The 16210-nt window shown below is 74.1% G+C and carries 12 protein-coding genes; 5 read left to right on the top strand and 7 right to left on the bottom strand.

Annotated features, from left to right (window positions below):
* Positions 1-85 precede the first annotated feature (85 nt).
* The 4 genes from ACZ5SK_RS17425 to ACZ5SK_RS17410 form a co-directional block, all read right to left on the bottom strand.
* On the bottom strand, positions 86-4708 hold the full coding sequence (locus tag ACZ5SK_RS17425) for a hypothetical protein (RefSeq protein WP_468416699.1): 4623 nt from the start codon (positions 4706-4708) through the stop codon (positions 86-88).
* A gap of 105 nt (positions 4709-4813) precedes the next feature.
* Positions 4814-5692 carry a hypothetical protein gene (locus tag ACZ5SK_RS17420; RefSeq protein WP_468576243.1) on the bottom strand — a complete coding sequence of 293 codons (879 nt, stop codon included), beginning with the start codon at positions 5690-5692 and terminating at the stop codon, positions 4814-4816.
* A 100-nt stretch (positions 5693-5792) separates the two neighbouring features.
* Complete coding sequence (locus ACZ5SK_RS17415) at positions 5793-7322, bottom strand: hypothetical protein (RefSeq protein ID WP_468576242.1); 1530 nt, start codon at positions 7320-7322, stop codon at positions 5793-5795.
* Between the two features lie 129 nt (positions 7323-7451).
* Positions 7452-8153: a GntR family transcriptional regulator gene (locus tag ACZ5SK_RS17410; RefSeq protein WP_361701567.1), complete on the bottom strand. Its 702-nt coding sequence runs from the start codon at positions 8151-8153 to the stop codon at positions 7452-7454.
* Between the two features lie 138 nt (positions 8154-8291).
* On the opposite strand from ACZ5SK_RS17410, the gene ACZ5SK_RS17405 reads away from it, so the two are divergent.
* The 5 genes from ACZ5SK_RS17405 to ACZ5SK_RS17385 are packed head-to-tail and all read left to right on the top strand — an operon-like array spanning position 8292 to position 12771.
* Positions 8292-9593 (top strand): MFS transporter, encoded by a 1302-nt coding sequence (locus tag ACZ5SK_RS17405; protein ID WP_361701569.1) that lies wholly within the window; start codon positions 8292-8294, stop codon positions 9591-9593.
* Complete coding sequence (locus ACZ5SK_RS17400) at positions 9590-10444, top strand: putative hydro-lyase (protein ID WP_468156867.1); 855 nt, start codon at positions 9590-9592, stop codon at positions 10442-10444. Before ACZ5SK_RS17405 ends, ACZ5SK_RS17400 begins: the two co-directional genes overlap by 4 nt.
* Positions 10445-10463: 19 nt before the next feature.
* Entirely contained in the window at positions 10464-11240 is a 777-nt protein-coding gene (locus ACZ5SK_RS17395; RefSeq protein ID WP_334583171.1) for a LamB/YcsF family protein, read from the top strand.
* A 2-nt stretch (positions 11241-11242) separates the two neighbouring features.
* Positions 11243-11905 carry a 5-oxoprolinase subunit B family protein gene (locus tag ACZ5SK_RS17390; RefSeq protein WP_361701816.1) on the top strand — a complete coding sequence of 221 codons (663 nt, stop codon included), beginning with the start codon at positions 11243-11245 and terminating at the stop codon, positions 11903-11905.
* Entirely contained in the window at positions 11902-12771 is an 870-nt protein-coding gene (locus ACZ5SK_RS17385; RefSeq protein ID WP_334583172.1) for a 5-oxoprolinase subunit C family protein, read from the top strand. Before ACZ5SK_RS17390 ends, ACZ5SK_RS17385 begins: the two co-directional genes overlap by 4 nt.
* A 13-nt stretch (positions 12772-12784) precedes the next feature.
* Here ACZ5SK_RS17385 and ACZ5SK_RS17380 read toward each other — a convergent pair whose 3' ends face one another.
* Genes ACZ5SK_RS17380 through ACZ5SK_RS17370 form a run of 3 tightly spaced genes read right to left on the bottom strand, consistent with a single transcriptional unit; the run spans position 12785 to position 16052 of the window.
* Entirely contained in the window at positions 12785-13681 is an 897-nt protein-coding gene (locus ACZ5SK_RS17380; protein WP_334583173.1) for an SGNH/GDSL hydrolase family protein, read from the bottom strand.
* Positions 13678-14928, bottom strand: a complete 1251-nt coding sequence (locus ACZ5SK_RS17375; RefSeq protein WP_361701572.1) for a glycosyltransferase — start codon at positions 14926-14928, stop codon at positions 13678-13680. The genes ACZ5SK_RS17380 and ACZ5SK_RS17375 overlap by 4 nt, the downstream gene beginning before the upstream one ends.
* A complete protein-coding gene (locus ACZ5SK_RS17370) occupies positions 14925-16052 on the bottom strand; it encodes a glycosyltransferase family 4 protein (protein WP_334583175.1) in 1128 nt (375 codons plus the stop codon). Before ACZ5SK_RS17370 ends, ACZ5SK_RS17375 begins: the two co-directional genes overlap by 4 nt.
* Positions 16053-16210 lie beyond the last annotated feature (158 nt).

Below are 16210 nucleotides of genomic sequence, written 5' to 3'. Positions count from 1 at the left end.
TTCCCCTACGGGTCGGTGCCGTGGACATGGACACCGCCCACCACGGCTGACCCGCCTCGGAGTACGCCTTCTGCCTCACCGCCCCTCAGGGGGCGGTGTCGGGTGCCGGCCGTTTGAACATGCGGGTCGCCGTGATCTCGCTGTGCACCGCTTCCCCGGCCTGGGGCTGTTGCGGCAGGCCCGGGCGGAGGTGTTCCTCGACGCTGATGTACTTCAGGCCCGCCCGCAGGTCGGCGTCATTGCGCAGCCGGATGACCAACGGGAACTCAGCCAGCGCCGTCGTGTCGAACAGGCCCGTCGTATACAGGAGCTGCACGCCCAGGGCGTCCGAGACGGCGCGCTGGAGCTCCAGCAGATAGGTCGCGTTGGCGCGACCGATGGGGTTGTCGAGGAACAGCGTGCCCGCGTGCCGGTGCTTGTCCCGGCCCCGGTCGTTGCTCCTCAGGGCCGCCATGGTGCAGTACAGGGCGATCGCGGCGGTGAGCAGCTGGCCGCCGGAGAACACGTCGCCCATCTGGCCGACGGGGACCCGCTCGGCGCGCAGGACAGCGTCCGGCTTGAGGATCTCGACTGCGACGCCCTTGGGCTCAAGGGCCGCGCCGACCCCGCGCAGCAGCAGGGACATGCCGTCGCGCCGCAGGTCGGAGTTCTTCTTGACGGCCGCGCGGGTCGCGTCGTCGATGACCTCGCCGAGCCGCTCGGTGAGGGTGGCCTGATCCGGTTCCTCGAAGCGGATGCGCAAGAACTCCTGGCCGGACCACTCGCCGAGCCCCTCGGGCAGGCGGGAGAGCCGCTGGGCCGAGCGCAGGGTGGCGAGCGCGGACTCGACGAGCCCCCGCAACCGGTCCACGATCGAGTCCCTGTTGCGCTCCAGCTGCGCCAACTCGTCCGTCAGGACGCGCAGTCGGGGCGCGAACGCGTCGGCCCACTTCTGTGCGTGCTCGGGCAGCGCGGCGGCGGGCAGCTCACGGATCTGCTGACGCGCGGGGGTGCGGACCTGCTCGTAGCGGGTGGAGTTGGCATGCCGGACGAGGATGTCGCCGGCCTCGCGTAGGGCGGACTCGGCGGCGGACAGGTCGGCGGCGCAGCCGCGCAACGAGCGGCGGGCCTCGGCGGCCGAATGGCGGGCCTCCTCCAGGGTGCCGGGGTACGGCTCCGGCTCCTCCTGCTCCTCCTCCTGCGGGTGTTCGCGCAGCAGGTCGCGGAGCATCGCGGCGATCTCGTCGAAGCCGCCGGCCGCGTCCTCGGCGGCCCGGTGGGCGGCCAGCAGTTCGGCGTGCGCCTCGCGGGCCTGGCTCAACGCCTCGGTGCGGGAGGCGAGTTCGGCCGTTGCGGTGCGCAACAGCGCCTGTGCGTGTTCGGCGTCGCGCGGCTGGAGCTCCTCGGCCAGCCCGGTGTGGGCCTCGCCGTCCTCGGGCGCGAGCCGCTCGTGCTCACCGCGCAGTCGCCCGAGCTGCTCGCTCGCGGTGGACATACGGGTCTCCAGGAGCTGCACCAGCTCCTCCGCACGTGCGGCGGCGGCCTGCCGGGACGGCCCGTCGGAGCCGTCGGGCGACTGCAGCAGCTGCTCGGCACGCGTACGGACCTTGTTGCTGAGCCGGTCCAGCTCCGTGCGGGCGGCGCTCTCTTCGCCTTCCGCGCGGGCCTGCTCGGCCCGCAGGTCGGCGCCGACGCCGACCTTCTCGTACAGCTGGGAGGCGGCCCGGTAGGCCTCGCGGAGGGCGGGCAGGGACGCCCTGGACGCGTCCGGGTCGGCTTCCGGGACGTCGTCGGGGGCGCCGGCGATCTCGGCGCGTTCGGCGCGCAGCGCACGGGCGGTGCGGCGGGCGTCGTCGGCGGCGCGCTGGGCTCCGCGGCGGTCCTCGTCGGCGGCGCGGGCGCGTTCCAGGCAGGACTGGGCGCGGGCCTCCGACTCGGCGGCCTCGTCGGCGAGTTCGCGCACCTTGACCTGCCAGCCGGCCCGCTCGCGCAGCCGGAAGGCGAGTCCGGCGAGAGCATCGGCGGCCCGCCGGGCCTTCTGCGCGGCCTCCTGGCGCTCGTCGCGCACCTGGGCGGCCTCGGCGGCGGTCTCGTCGGCCTCCGCTCGTACGGTCCGCGCCTCGGCCAGCTCGGCCTCGGACTCCTCGGCGAACACGCGCGCCTCCCCGGCGGCGTGGGCGAGTTCGGTGAGCCGCCCGGCTGGACAGCCGGTACGCCAGGAGGCCAGCCGGGCAGCCAGCTCCCGGTCCTTGCCGAGGCGCGCGGCGAGCCGGCGGATGTCCTCGTCCCGCTCGGTCGCCCGCGCGCGCAGCGCCTGTCGTTCCTCGTCGGCGGCGTGCTCGTCGTGCATGGCCGGGTTCGGTGGGACGAGGAAGACGTCGTCGCTCCGCGTGTCGGCGGCCGGGGTCGGTGCGAGCAGAGCGGCAGCCGTGCCGACGGCCACCGCCGAGCGCGGCAGCAGCGCGGCTTCACCGAGCGCCTCCCGTGCGCGTGCGTGCGAGTCGGGGTCGGTGATGATCACGCCGTCGACCAGCTCGGGCCGGGCGGCGAGCACGCGCGCGTGGTCGACGGGGTCGACTGCCTGGGCGAGGTAGCGCCAGCCGGGCAGGGCGGGGATGCCGTGTTCGCCGAGGAACTCGACGGTGGCCAGCACGTCCGGCCCCGGCGGCAGCAGTCCGCCGTCGCCGAGCGCGCCGAGGATGCGGGAGTCGTCGGCGGCGGCGGTGCGCAGCTCGAAAAGCTGCCGTTCGGCGGAGGAGACGGCGTCGTCGAGGAGTTCGCGCAGTTCGTCGGCGCAGCGGTCCAGGTCCTCGGGCGTGAGCGAGGAGCCGTCGTCCGGCTCGCCGTCGTGACGAGGCTGGGGGATCTGTCGGGGTGCCCCGCCGCCGGTCAGGCCGAGCAGCTCGGCGAGCCGTTCCTCACCGGCCAGCGACTCGGCGAGCCGCTGCTCGGCCTCGTACGACCGTTGGGCGGCCGTCGCCGCGTCCGCCGCGCGGGCCGCGGTGAGCTCGGCGCGGGACTCCGCGGAGGCGGCCTCGCGCGCGTGATCGGAGGCCCTGCGCGAGGCCTCACGGGCGGTGTCCCAGGCGGCGACGGCCGTCTTCTCCGCATCGCTGGCGGCGAGGGCCGCGCGCGCGGGATCGGCGTCGGGCGCGCTGTCGTCGAGCCAGCCCGCGCGCACAGCCTCGGCGGTCTCCTGTTCCACTTCGGCAAGGCGCTGGCGCAGGTGCCCGACCTCGCTGCGGGCGCGCTGGGCGTCGGTGGCGGCGGACGTCGCGTCCCGGTGGGCGGTCTCGCCGACCTCCTGGAGGGCGGCGGAGCGCTCCTCCTCCTCGTTGGCGAGGGTCTCGGCGCTCTCGGCGGCCGCGTGCAGGGCCCGGACGAGGTCGACCGCGGCCTTGGCGCGGGCGGCGAGGGCGGGCGCGGCGTCGCGTTCGGCCTCCTGGATGGCTGCGGAGACACGGGCGACGCGGTCGGCGGCGGCGCGATGGCGCAGCACGGCCTCGGCGGCCTGCCAGGCGGAGTGCAGGGTGCGGGCGTCGGCGAGTTCGCGCTTCTGCGCGGCGGCGGACTTCTCGGCGGCGGCGAGCGCCAGCGAGGCGTGCCGGAAGGCGAGTTCGGCGGCGATCAGCGCACTGCGCTCGCGTGCCCCTTCGGAGTGCGTGACCGCGTAGGCGGCGGCCGTGACCCGCTGGGCGAGATCACCGGCCCGCACCTTCTCCCGTACGCCCCGCGCGGACAGCCGGCGGGCCTGCGCGCGGGTGCGCCGCTCGGCGCCGGCGTGGACGTCACGCGCGCGTGCCCGCGCCTCGGCGGCCTCGACGATCCGCCCCAGCAGGTCCACCGAACCGGCGGTGAAGTCCCGTTCGGCGATCAGTTCGGCGCGGCGGCCCAGCTTGTTGCCGAAACCACTGACCAGGTCGGCGAGTCCGTCGGTGTCACGTGTGTCGGTCACCGCGCGCAGCAGCAGGTCGGTGAAGTCGGAGTCCTTCTTGACCGCGAAGAGGCCGGCGGCCTCGCCTTCGTCGGCGTTCATCTCCCGCTGGTAGCGGAAGAGTTCGGGGTCCAGGCCGAGCTCGCCGAGGTGCTCGATCCACCGGTCGTGGATCTCCTCCCAGTGCACCTCCAGGTGCGGATACGCCTTCCCCGCCTCGGTGAGGGCGTCCCGGAACCCTTTCATGGTGCGCCGCCGCCCCTGTGCCCCGGAGGCGCCCTCCACGGGCGGGCGTACCGCGGTGGACTCGGCGACGGGCAGGTTGTCCAGGCTCAGCCCGGGCCCCGGCCGGAACGAGTACCAGGCTTCCGCGAACTTCCGCGGATCGTTGGACACCTGCCGCCCGCGCCACTCGCTGACCTTGCCTACGACGACGCACTCACCGGTGAGCACGTGCTGCCATTCCAGCGCCACGTGTCCGCAGTCGTCGGCGAGCAGGAACTTGCGCAGCACACCGGAGCTGGCGCCGCCGAGGGTGTTGCGGTGACCCGGCAGCATCACGGAGAAGATCAGCTTGAGCAGGACGGACTTGCCGCCGCCGTTCTCCAGGAAGAGCACGCCGGCGGGGGCGGGGCGGCGCGGCGGGCCGACGGGCTCCTCCTCGAAGAACTCCGCCTGCGTGGGCGCGGGATCGGGCACGACGTCGCCCACACCCCGCAGGTCAAGCACGGTGTCGGCATAGCGCGCACCGGCAGGCCCGATGGAGTAGAGGCGGACCCGGGACAGCTCGTACATGGCGGACTCTCGTAAGTCTTCGGCAGATCGGCAGATCAGGGGGTTGGCGGTTCTTCGGGCTTCAGAAACCTCGGGGGCTTCAGAAACCTCAGGGCCTCAGGAGACTCAGGAATGGAACGGGAGTCCGGCGTCGGCCACCAGTTCCAGGTCGTCGCTCTCCTCGGGTGGCAGCAGCGTCGGCGTGCCGTCGGTGACCGGGACGACGCCCAGCTCCAGCAGTTCGGCCATGGCGGCGCCGCCCGCCATGTCACGCACCTGGAGCTGGTAGCGCGCGGTGGTCCGGTAGGTGCCGCCGTTGTCGTCGCCGGTCCGCTGGAGGAAGCCGGAGTCGGTGAGGAACCCGACGGCCTTGCCGACGATGCCGGTCGTCGAGCCGGCGAGTCTGCGCGCGTCCTTGGTGGCGCCGGTGGAACTGCGTCTGGCCCAGATCCGCCAGGCCGACTCCAGGCCGGGCGCGTCGGTCGCGGGGTCGGTGTTCTCGCTCTGCTCCTCGGCCCGCTCCTCCAGGCGCCGACAGGCCTGACGGACGAAGGCGTCGACTCCGTTGACGCTGACCCGCCCGATGTAGCCGTCGTCGGCCAGGTCCTCGGGCCGCGGGAACGCCATTGCGGCGACGGCGAGATGCGCGAGGCCGTGCAGGAAGCGGTCGCCGCCGTCGGCGGACGTGCGACGCGCGTAGTCCCCCATCCGCACGGCGAACACCGAGTCCTCGGCGGCGGTCACCGCCATCCCCGCGCGCGGGGACACCTCCAGCACGATCAGACCGAGCCCGGCGGCGACGGCGTCGGCGAGCCGGGCGAACGCCGGGTCCTCCCGGTAGCGCCGCAGCAGCTCCGCGTACTCCTGATCCCGCGCGGGCTGCAGTTTGGGCTGCAGCCCGAAGGCGACGAGCCGCGCCGCGTCGGCGGCGTCGGCGGGGGTGACGGAGGCGTTCACCGCCGGGGAGGGGACCTCCGTGTCGCTCCACTCGACGTGCTCGGTCACGGCTTCGGCTCCTCGGTGTTCTCGTGCTCGTCCATACTGTTCCCGGCTCGGCTCCCGGCTCGGCTCCCGGTCCGAATCCCCGCCCGATTCCCCGCCCGGCTCATGCCGCCTCCGTGCGGTCCGCTGCCATCCCCGCGGCGTCCAGCAGGGCGGTGCCGACTATGAGGTCGGCCCCGCCGAACTCCGGGTCGTCCAGTTCCGTCCCGTCGTCCACGGCGAACAGCAGTTTCTCCTCGCCCTGGCGGTAGGCCGTGCCCACGGCCGGGCTGGCGGCGTGCACCGCCAGCAACGCCACCAGGTACGGCAGATCGAGGTCGCCGGTGCTGCGCGCCTGCGCCAGCAGTCCGGACAGCCGGCGCGGCGCGTCCGCCGGCAGGTCGAGCAACTCCTTGGCGATCGCCAACTGTTCCTCGCTGAACCGGCTGTCGTCCGGCGTCGCGATGAGGTCCGGCTCCGGCATCTCCGCCCCCAGGTGCTCCCGTTCCACCGGCGGTGTCAGCAGCAGGTCGACGAGGTCGCCCACCCGCACGGACGCCGGCGTACGCAGTCCGGTCCCGCGCGCGAAGAACGCGTCCGTGACCCGGACCGCCTGCTCCAGCGGCAGCGGCAGCACGGGCGCGACGAGATGCCCGTACAGGTCTATCCCGGACGAGGTCATGGGGGTGGCGAACGCCTGGCGGTCCTGCTCGGCGCGGAACAGCGGGCCGGCCTCCAGCAGCCGGGACTGCAGAAGTGTGTGCCGGCGGATGCAGTCCTTGACGATGTCGACGAGTTCGGCGGCCCGCCGCTTGTTCTCCGCGTCCTCGATCTCGTCGCGGGCCTTGCGGATGTTGGTGAGGATCGCGTTCTCGTGGCGGTAGCGGTCGGCGACGTGGTCGAGGGCCTCGGCGATCATGTCGGGCACGGAGTTGAGCCAGTCGACCGCGCGCACGTTGCGCCGGGTGGCCTCCAGGGCGCGACGCAGGGTCTCCGAGTACTGCACGGTGCGGTAGCGGGCCTGCTCGGCGGCCAGCTGGGCGTCGGCGAGGCGGCCGCGGCGGATCAGCACCTCGAGCTTGACCTCGGCGGCGATCTGCGCGCTGGTGACGTCGGTGTCGAGGGCGCCCACCAGGACGTTGACCGCCTCGTCGGTGGTGCGGAGGTAGACCGCGCCGCCGTAGCCGGGGACCTCCTCGATCAGCTTGAAGTCGTAGTCGCGGCGCACATATGTGCCGTCGGGTGCGAACGTGCCGTACACGGCCCTGAAGCCGCGGTCGACGCTGCCGACGTTGATCAGGTTCTCCAGGACCCAGCGGGCCACCCGCTCGTGCTCGGCGACGGGCCGCTGCGGGGCCTGTGCGGCGATGCGCGGCAGGAGACGGGCCACTATCTGGTCGTGGTCGGCGCCGGTGTCGAAGTCCATGTTGAGCGTGACCAGGTCGATGGCGGCGAGGGCGAGCTCCGCCATGCCGTACACCGAGTACTCACCGGCGAGATTGGCCTTGCGCGCGTCGAGGTCGTGGATCGGCGCCGTGCAGGCGAGCGCGCGCAGCCGCCGCGCCAGCCCCTCGTCGGCGGCCGGACCCAGCGCGGGGCGCGGCCCCGCGCTGAGCTGGGGCGGAACACGGTCCGTCGAAGCAGGCGAAGTCACGGTGCACAGACTAGGTCCTCGGTCTGACATCGACCCAAACGACGCGGAACGCCTCCGGCGGTCGGGCGGGCGACCGGTTGTGTTTCGTCTACGGGCCGGTGGGGGCCTGTCGCGCGGTCCCGCGCGCCCCTACGAGGTGCTGTCCTCGCCCACCCTTCGCCGGTACACCTCGACCACCCGCGCCAGCGAGTCGGTCAGGTACGTCTCGAGCAGCTTTGCCGCCCCCTGCCTGTCGCCGGCCTCCAGGGCCTGCAGGATCTGGCGGTTGCGCTGGAGGTACGGCTCGTGCAGCCGGCGCGGCTCGCCGACGAGGTGGAAGGCGAGCCGCAGCTCGGCGAAGACGCTGCGCATCAGCTCGTCGGTGCGGGCGCTTCCGGCCAGGGCCACGAGTTCCCGGTGGAAGTGGAAGTTGGCGGTACCCAGTTCTTTCCAGTCATTCTCGAGAGCTGCCACCTGCCCCTCCGTGACGCTCGCCCGGAGACCGTCCAGCGTGTACGGCGGTTCCCCGAGCCCGCGCACCACGGCGCACTCGACGAGCATGCGCGTGCGGTAGATGTCCTCGACGTCCTCGACGGTCACGACCCTGACGAACACGCCCCGGTTCAACTCGTGGACGAGCAGACGCTCATGGGTGAGCAGCCGGAACGCCTCGCGGAGCGTGTTGCGGGAGACCCCGAGCGCTCCGCCGATGCTGTCCTCCGACAATCGCGTCCCGGGCGGGAAATAGCCCTCGGCGATACGGCTCCTGAGGATGTCCGAAACCCGTTCGGCCGTGCTCGTGCGGCCCAGGAGGGCGCGGTCGTCGGCCAGTCCCGCCAGCTGCTCTGCCATGCCCGGAATTCAACCGCAGTCACGAGAACGAAACAACATGGGTATTGAAGGATCGTTCAACGATCCTCTACCTTCCTTTCCAGGCACACGGCACGGCTCACTCCCCGCACCCTCCGTCATCCCTCAGCGAGGTGCCCCATGAGCACGACCCCTCCACCACAGGCCCCGACCACCGACGCCCGCGCCACCACGACCGAACACACCCGCGACGATGGCGCGCTGGGCTGGCTGCGCGCCCTCGGCCCGCGCGGCCGACGCGCCTTCGCCGGCGCGTTCGGCGGCTACGCCCTCGACTCCTACGACTACTTCACGCTGCCGCTGAGCATGGTCGCGCTGGCGGCGTACTTCGGTCTGGACAGCGGCCAGACCGGCCTGTTCACCACCGTCACCCTGGTGGCCTCCGCGATCGGCGGGGCCGTGGCGGGCGTCCTGGCCGACCGGATCGGCCGGGTCAGGGCCCTGATGATCACCGTGATCACCTATGCGGTCTTCACCGTCGCCTGCGGCTTCGCGCCCACCTACGAGACGCTGCTGGTCTTCCGCTCCCTGCAGGGTCTCGGCTTCGGCGGCGAGTGGGCGGTCGGCGCGGTCCTGGTCGCCGAGTACACGAGCGCGAAGCACCGGGGTCGCACCCTCGGCGCGGTCCAGAGCTCCTGGGCCGTCGGCTGGGGTCTCGCGGCCCTCACGTACACGCTGGTCTTCTCCTTCTTCGGCGACGACATGGCCTGGCGCGTGATGTTCTGGACGGGCGCCCTGCCCGCGCTGCTCGTCGTGTGGATGCGGCGCCGGGTGCAGGACGCGCCGCAGGCCACGGCCGCCCGCGAACAGAGCGCCCGGAAGGGGTCGTTCCCGGCGATCTTCAAGGGCCCGCTGCTGCGGACGACGCTCTTCGCGGGCCTGCTCTCCACCGGTGTACAGGGCGGCTACTACACGCTGGCGACCTGGGTGCCGACGTATCTGAAGTCGGAGCGCGGCCTGTCGGTGGTCGGCACCGGCGGTTATCTGACCTTCCTGATCTCGGGCGCCTTCCTCGGCTATCTGACCGGCGGTTACCTCACCGACCGGCTGGGCCGGCGCCGTAACATCTGGCTGTTCGCCCTACTGTCGGCGGTGTGCATCCTGGCGTACGCCAACATCCCTAGCGGCGCGGACACCCTGCTCCTCGTGCTCGGCTTCCCGCTCGGGTTCTGCATGTCGGCGATCTTCAGCGGCTTCGGATCCTTCCTGAGCGAGCTGTATCCGACCGCTCTGCGCGGCACGGGACAGGGCTTCACGTACAACACCGGCCGCGCCGTGGGCGCCGTCTTCCCCACCACGGTCGGTTTCCTGGCCGACAGCTGGGGTGTGGGCGGTGCGCTGGTCTTCGGCGCGATCGGATACGCCATCGCCGCCCTGGCGCTGCTGGGGCTGCCGGAGACCCGCGGGAAGGAACTCGAGTGACCCGTCCGATCCTCACGCAGGACCGCCGACCGCCCCGTGGCGAAGACCGTCCCGTCACCCTCGTCGACGAGCACGCGCACGCGTGGCGCCCCGAAACCGCCCGGGCCCGCTTCCGGGCGGGCCTGACCGGCCCCACGGCCGGAGTCGCGGCGGGCCACACCCAGGTCAACCTGATCTCGGTGCCCGCGGACTGGGCGTACGACATGCTGCTGTTCTGCCAGCGCAACCCGAAGCCCTGTCCCGTCCTCGACGTCACCGACGCCGGCTCCGTCACCACCGTGCTGGCCGAGGGTGCGGACCTGCGCACCGATCTGCCGCGCTACCGGGTGTGGGCGGACGGGGAACTGGTGGACGAGCCGACGGACGTGCGCGCGTACTGGCGTGAGGACCTGGTGTCGTTCCTGATCGGCTGCAGCTTCACCTTCGAGTGGGCGCTGTCCGGGGCGGGCGTACCGATCCGCCACATCGAGCAGGGACGCAACGTCCCGATGTACGTGACGAACCGTCAGTGCCGGTCCGCGGGCCGGCTGCACGGCCCGATGGTGGTGTCCATGCGGCCGGCGCCGCCGCAGCATCTCGCGGCGGCGATCCGGGAGAGCAGTCTGCTCCCGGCGGTCCACGGCAGCCCCGTACACTGCGGCGACCCGGCGGGACTGGGCATCGACGACCTCGGCCGGCCCGACTTCGGCGACCCGGTGGAGGCCGCGCCGGACGACATCCCGGTGTTCTGGGCCTGCGGAGTGACCCCACAGGCCGCGGTGACGGCCTCGCGCCCGCCGTTCGCCCTCACCCACGCCCCGGGACAGATGTTCCTCACCGATGCCCGCGACGAGCAGTACCGCGTGGCCTGAGAAGGAGACACGGAAAACCATGACCGCGACGACCGCGACGACCGCGATCGATCTGAACGCCGACCTCGGCGAGGGCTTCGGCCGCTGGCAGCTGACCGACGACGAGCAGCTGCTGTCCGTCGTCAGCAGCGCCAACGTGGCCTGCGGCTTCCACGCCGGGGACGCGGCCACCATGCGGCGGGTGTGCGAGCTGGCGGCCGAGCGGGGCGTGCGGATCGGCGCCCAGGTCTCCTACCGGGACCTGGCCGGATTCGGGCGTCGCGCCATGGATGTGCCGAGTGCCGAACTGGCCGCCGAGGTGGCGTACCAGATCGGCGCCCTGGAGGTGTTCGCCCGGGCGGCGGGCGCGCGCGTGGCGTATGTGAAGCCGCACGGCGCGCTCTACAACCGGGTCGTGCACGACGAGGAGCAGGCCGGCGCGGTGGTCGACGGGGTGCTCCTCGCCGACGCCGCACTGCCCGTGCTCGGCCTGCCCGGCTCGCGTCTGCTGGAGCTGGCCCGCAAGGCGGGGCTGCCGACCGTCCCGGAGGCCTTCGCGGACCGCGCGTACACCGAGGCGGGCACACTCGTGCCGCGAGGGCAGGCCGGGGCCGTGGTCTGCGACCCGGACGCCGTCGTGGAACGGTCGGTGAGCCTCGCCCGCCTCGGCCGGGTCACCTCCCACGCGGGGTCCTCCATCGAGGTACGCGCGCGTTCCCTGTGCCTGCACGGCGACACGCCCGGCGCGGTGGAGCTGGCCCGCCGGGTCCGGCGCCGGCTGGAGGAGTCGGGCGTGCGGGTGGAGGCCTTCGCATGAGTCTGCGCGTCCTGTCCGTCGGCGATGACGCCCTCCTGGTCGAGGTGGCCTCGGGTGCGCAGGCAGAGGCCCTGCATGCGGAGCTGCTGCGCCGTCGTGCGGCGGGCCTGCTCGCTGCCCGTGAGATCGTCCCGGCGGCCCGCACCGTCCTCCTGGACGGCCTGACCGACCCCGGCAGGCTGGCGGCCGAGCTGGCCGTCGCCGACGTACCGCCCGCGCCGCCACGGGAGCAGGACGTCGTGGAGATCCCGACGCGTTACGACGGCCCGGACCTGACCGAGGTCGCCGCTCACTGGGGTGTCTCGGAGCAGGAGGTGGCCCGCATCCACGCGGCCGCCGAGTTCCGGGTCGCCTTCTGCGGGTTCGCGCCCGGCTTCGGCTATCTCACCGGCCTGCCCGCGCGCTACGACGTCCCGCGCCGGGCCACTCCGCGCACGGCCGTTCCGGCGGGATCGGTGGCGCTGGCGGGGCCGTACACGGGCGTGTACCCGCGCTCGTCGCCGGGCGGCTGGCAGCTGATCGGCACCACGGAGGCCGTGTTGTGGGACCACGCGCGCGTACCGGCCGCGTTGCTCGCGCCGGGCACGCGCGTGCGCTTCGTCCCCGCGGATCAGGCGGATCAGGCGGATCAGGCGGAGCAGGCGCGGCCGGTGGGAGCGGTATGAGCGACCGCGCACTGTGCGTCGTCCGCGCCGGGGCGCTCACCACCGTGCAGGACCGGGGCCGTCCCGGACACGCGCATCTGGGCGTCCCCCGTTCCGGGGCACTGGACCCGCCCGCGGCGGCTCTCGTCAACCGGCTGGTGGGCAACGCGCCCGACGCGGCCGTCCTGGAGACCACGCTCAACGGCTGTGCCCTCAGGCCGCGTTGCGACGTGACCGTGGCGGTCGGGGGCGCGCCGTGCCAGGTCACCGTGGACGGCCGGCCGGTTGCCTGGGGCGCGGCCGTACGCGTGCCCGCCGGTGCGGTGCTCGACGTCGGACCGGCCCTGTCCGGTGTACGTGGCTATATAGCCACGGCCGGCGGCATCACCGTCGAGCCGGTCCTCGGCAGCCGCTCCACGGACCTGCTCTCGGGCCTGGGCCCCGACCCGCTCACGGACGGCACGGTCCTGCCCCTGGGGCAGGAACTCGCCCCGCACGCGCGCGTGGACGTCGCCCCGCAGCCGGCGCCCCCGGCCGAGCTCGTCCTGCGGGTCACGCTCGGCCCCCGGGACGACTGGTTCACCGCCGACGCGGTCCGGGCCTTCACCTCGCGGACCTTCCGCGTGTCCTCGGCGAGCAACCGCATCGGGCTGCGCACCGAGGGGCCCGCGCTGGAGCGAGCCCTGAGCGGGGAGCTGGCGAGCGAGGGCATGGTTCTGGGCGCCGTACAGGTGCCGCCCGCGGGTCGGCCGGTGGTCTTCCTGGCCGACCACCCGACCACCGGGGGCTACCCGGTGATCGGGGTGGTCCGCGCGACCGACCTCCCGGCGGCCGCCCAGGCGCCACCGGGAACACCGGTCCGCTTCGTGGCCGTACGCCGACGGTGACGCCCAGGGCGCCTCAGGCGGCGTCCGGCTGCCGTTCCGCCACCGACAGGGCGGCGAGCGCGGCGGACACGGCCGCGGAGGCCCGCAGGTCGAGCCGGGCGCTGGTGCCCCGCGCGCGGTGACGCATCTCGTCGGCCGCCAGGGTGAGCAGTTGCGGGAGCAGGTCGGTGCACCGTCGGGCCACCCAGCCGGTGCCCGCGGTCGCCAGCCACCACAGGCTCGCCGACGTCGTGGGCGCCGGGAAGTCGGGCTCGGGCGAGGGCGCGGGCCCGCTCGCGAGGCCCGCCTCCGCCAGCACCGCGTGGAAGCGCACGGCCAGTTGCCGGTGCCCCCGTTCGCCGGGGTGGAGCCGGTCCGCGCTCCACATCGCCCGGTCGGTGAGCCAGGCGCCCTCCGAGGCGTGCAGGTGGACGGCGCCGTAACGCTCGGAGAGGGCGTGGACGACGGTGTTGACGGCGCGCTGCCTGCGGGCCAGCGGCCGGGCGAGGGCGCCGGGCAGCCCGAGGGTTCCGCCCGGGTCGGGCAGGCACGCGGTGAGCAGGACGGCGCCCTGCTCGGCGAACGCGCCGTAGACCGTGTCGAGTCGGGCGGCCACGGCATGGATGTCGAAGGTGCAGCGCAGGGTGTCGTTGACGCCGACGACGACGGAGACCAGGTCGGGCCGAAGCTCCAGCCCGGCCGGGAGCTGCCGTTCCAGCACGTCCCGTGTCTGCGCCCCGCTGACCGCGAGGTTGGTGAACTCCACGGCTGCCGCGGGCCCCTCGGCCCCCTCGCGCCCTGCGGCCCCTTCGGCCTCCCCGGCGAGCCCGTCGGCGAGCAGCGCGGCCCAGCCGCGCCACCCGTCGCCCACAGGGTCCCCGACGCCCTCGGTGAGCGAGTCCCCGAGGGCGACGAAGCGCACGCGTCTCATCCGAGGCCTCCGGGCACGAACGGACGGACAGGTGCGGCGGCCGGTGTGGGCGCAGGCGGGTCGTAGACGTCGCCCCGGACGGGCAGCGTCGCGTCGTGCGCGGCGAGAAACGCGTCGACCGCCGTCCCCCAGCCAAAGCACTCCGCACGCGCGCGTGCCGCCTCCCGGCGGTCCGTCGGAGGGCGTTCGAGCAGGTGCTCGACAGCCTCCGCGAAGGCCTCCCCGCGGTCGGCCGCGGTGGCCCCGGCGGCCCCGATCACCTCGGGGAGCGCCGAGGAGGCGCTCGCGACGACGGGCGTCCCGCACGCCATCGCCTCCAGGGCGGCGAGCCCGAACGTCTCCGCGGGCCCCGGCGCCAGGCACACGTCGGCGGAGGCCTGGAGCGCGCCCAGGGCGCCGCGGTCGGAGACGTGCCCCAGGAAGGTCACAGGCAGCCCGCGCTCCCGGGCGCGCTGCTCCAGCCGCGGCCGCAGCGGTCCGTCGCCCGCGACGACCAGCACCGCCCGCACACCGCGCCGCAGCAACGCCTCCAGGGCGTCCAGCGCGGTACCGGGCCGCTTCTCCACGGAGAGGCGGGTGCACATCACCAGCAGGGTCTCGTCCGCGCGCGCGTGGACGGCCCGCAGCCCGGCGTCCCGCAGGGCGGGGTGCCGTTCGACGAGGTCGACGCCCAACGGCGCCCGGACCACGTTCCGCGCCCCGATCCGTACGAACTCCCGCTCGGCGAACTCGGTGGTGCACACCACGCGCGCGTACGTGTGCGCCGTACGGAGGTTGAGGGCGTCGGCGACGCGTCCGGCCGCCCCCTCAGGCACGCCCCAGGTGCGCAGGACACCGTCGGCGGTCTCGTGGGAGACCATCACCGCGGGCACCCGGGCCCGGCGCGCCCACTTGCCGGTCCAGCGCAGCGTCGTGCGGTCGGAGACCTCCAGGCGGTCGGGGGCGAGTTCCTCCAGCAGGCGGGCGACCCGCCGTTTGTCGGTGAGGACGCGGTAGCCGCCGGTGCCGGGCAGCAGCGGCCCGGGCAGGGTGATCACCCGGCCCTGCTCGGTCTCCCGGTCGCTCACCCGCTCGCCGGGGACGATCAGGACCGGCTCGTGGCCTGCCGCGCGGTAGCCCTTGCCGAGCTCGCGCAGGGCCGTGCGCAGCCCGCCCGAGGCGGGAGCCACGAAGTTGGCCAGGCGCACGATCCGCAGCGGCCCGGTGCAGGCGCCGGCGGCGCGGCCGTCGTTCACCTCGGGGCTCATGCCGCCACCACCAGTCGGCGTGCGGCGAGCACGTCCTGGTAGTGGTCGATGAGCCGGTCACCGACGGCGGCCCAGGTGCGCCCCTCGACCATGGCCCGGCCGGCGGCGCCGTAGGCGAACCGCTGTGCGGGGTCGGCGGCCAGCGAGGCCACCGCCTCCCGCACCGCGGTTGCGTCGCGCGGCGGGATGAGCAAGCCGGTGCGCCCGTGGGCGACCAGGTCCAGGGGGCCGCCCGCGGCGGGCGCGATCACCGGGACACCGCTGGCCATGGCCTCCTGGACGGTCTGGCAGAACGTCTCGAACGGGCCCGTGTGCACGAAGACGTCCAGTGAGGCGAAGATGCGGGCGAGTTCGTCGCCGGTGCGCTTGCCCAGGAAGACCGCGCCGGGCAGGGCCTCCTGAAGGCCGGGTCGGCTCGGCCCGTCGCCCACCACGACGACGCGGACGCCGGGCAGCCCGCATGCGCCGGCCAGGAGTTCGACCTGCTTCTCGGCGGCGAGCCGTCCGACGTAGCCGACGATCAGCTCGCCGTTCGGGGCGAGGGCGCGGCGCAGTGCCTCGTCGCGGTGGTCGGGGCGGAAGCGCACGGTGTCCACGCCGCGCGGCCACAGCTTCACCCGGGGCACGCCGTGCGTGTCCAGGTCGTGCAGGGCCGCGCTGGAGGGGGCGAGGGTGAGGTCGGCGGCGGCGTGGACGGACCGTATCCGGCGCCAGGCCGCGGCCTCGCCTGCGCCCATGTAGGTGCGGGCGTAGCCGCCCAGGTCGGTCTGGTAGACGGCGACGGCGGGGATGCCGAGCCGGGCGGCTGCGGCCATGCCGCGGACGCCGAGGATGAAGGGGCTGGCCAGGTGGACCATCTCGGCACGGTGTTCGGCGATGGCGGCGGCGACGCGTCGGCTGGGGAGGGCGACGCGGACCTGGGGGTAGCCGGGGAGCGGAAGGGAGGGGACTCGGACGACGGGGCAGGGCGCTTCGGCGTCCGGCCCGATCCCGGCGGCGGTGGCCGGGGCGACGACGACGGGGGCGTGACCGCGATCGACGAGGTGTCGGGCGGTCTGGAAGGCGCAATGGGCCACGCCGTTCACGTCGGGGGGAAAGGATTCGGTCACGATGACGACACGCATACCCGTGTTGTCGCCGCCCTGGACGTGGCCGCGTCAAAGTGGATCTTTCCGAAACACAAACGTCCCATGAGCGTTGCGCTGCGCAGCCGGTGCTCCCCGGGTGCGCAGCGCGCAGGTCGGACGGCGTCCATGCCCGTACGCCCCACTGGCCACCGGGT

This window comes from Streptomyces sp. NPDC031474, from assembly GCF_055581185.1.
This window is presented reverse-complemented; position numbering and strand designations above follow the sequence as displayed.

What these genes read in the sequence shown, in the direction of transcription:
- ACZ5SK_RS17425 (WP_468416699.1), bottom strand. Translation starts at nt 4,708, where the DNA reads ATGTACGAGCTGTCCCGGGTCCGCCTCTACTCCATCGGGCCTGCCGGT.
- ACZ5SK_RS17410 (WP_361701567.1), bottom strand. Translation starts at nt 8,153, where the DNA reads ATGGCAGAGCAGCTGGCGGGACTGGCCGACGACCGCGCCCTCCTGGGC.
- ACZ5SK_RS17405 (WP_361701569.1), top strand. Translation starts at nt 8,292, where the DNA reads ATGAGCACGACCCCTCCACCACAGGCCCCGACCACCGACGCCCGCGCC.
- ACZ5SK_RS17395 (WP_334583171.1), top strand. Translation starts at nt 10,464, where the DNA reads ATGACCGCGACGACCGCGACGACCGCGATCGATCTGAACGCCGACCTC.
- ACZ5SK_RS17385 (WP_334583172.1), top strand. Translation starts at nt 11,902, where the DNA reads ATGAGCGACCGCGCACTGTGCGTCGTCCGCGCCGGGGCGCTCACCACC.
- ACZ5SK_RS17380 (WP_334583173.1), bottom strand. Translation starts at nt 13,681, where the DNA reads ATGAGACGCGTGCGCTTCGTCGCCCTCGGGGACTCGCTCACCGAGGGC.
- ACZ5SK_RS17375 (WP_361701572.1), bottom strand. Translation starts at nt 14,928, where the DNA reads ATGAGCCCCGAGGTGAACGACGGCCGCGCCGCCGGCGCCTGCACCGGG.
- ACZ5SK_RS17370 (WP_334583175.1), bottom strand. Translation starts at nt 16,052, where the DNA reads ATGCGTGTCGTCATCGTGACCGAATCCTTTCCCCCCGACGTGAACGGC.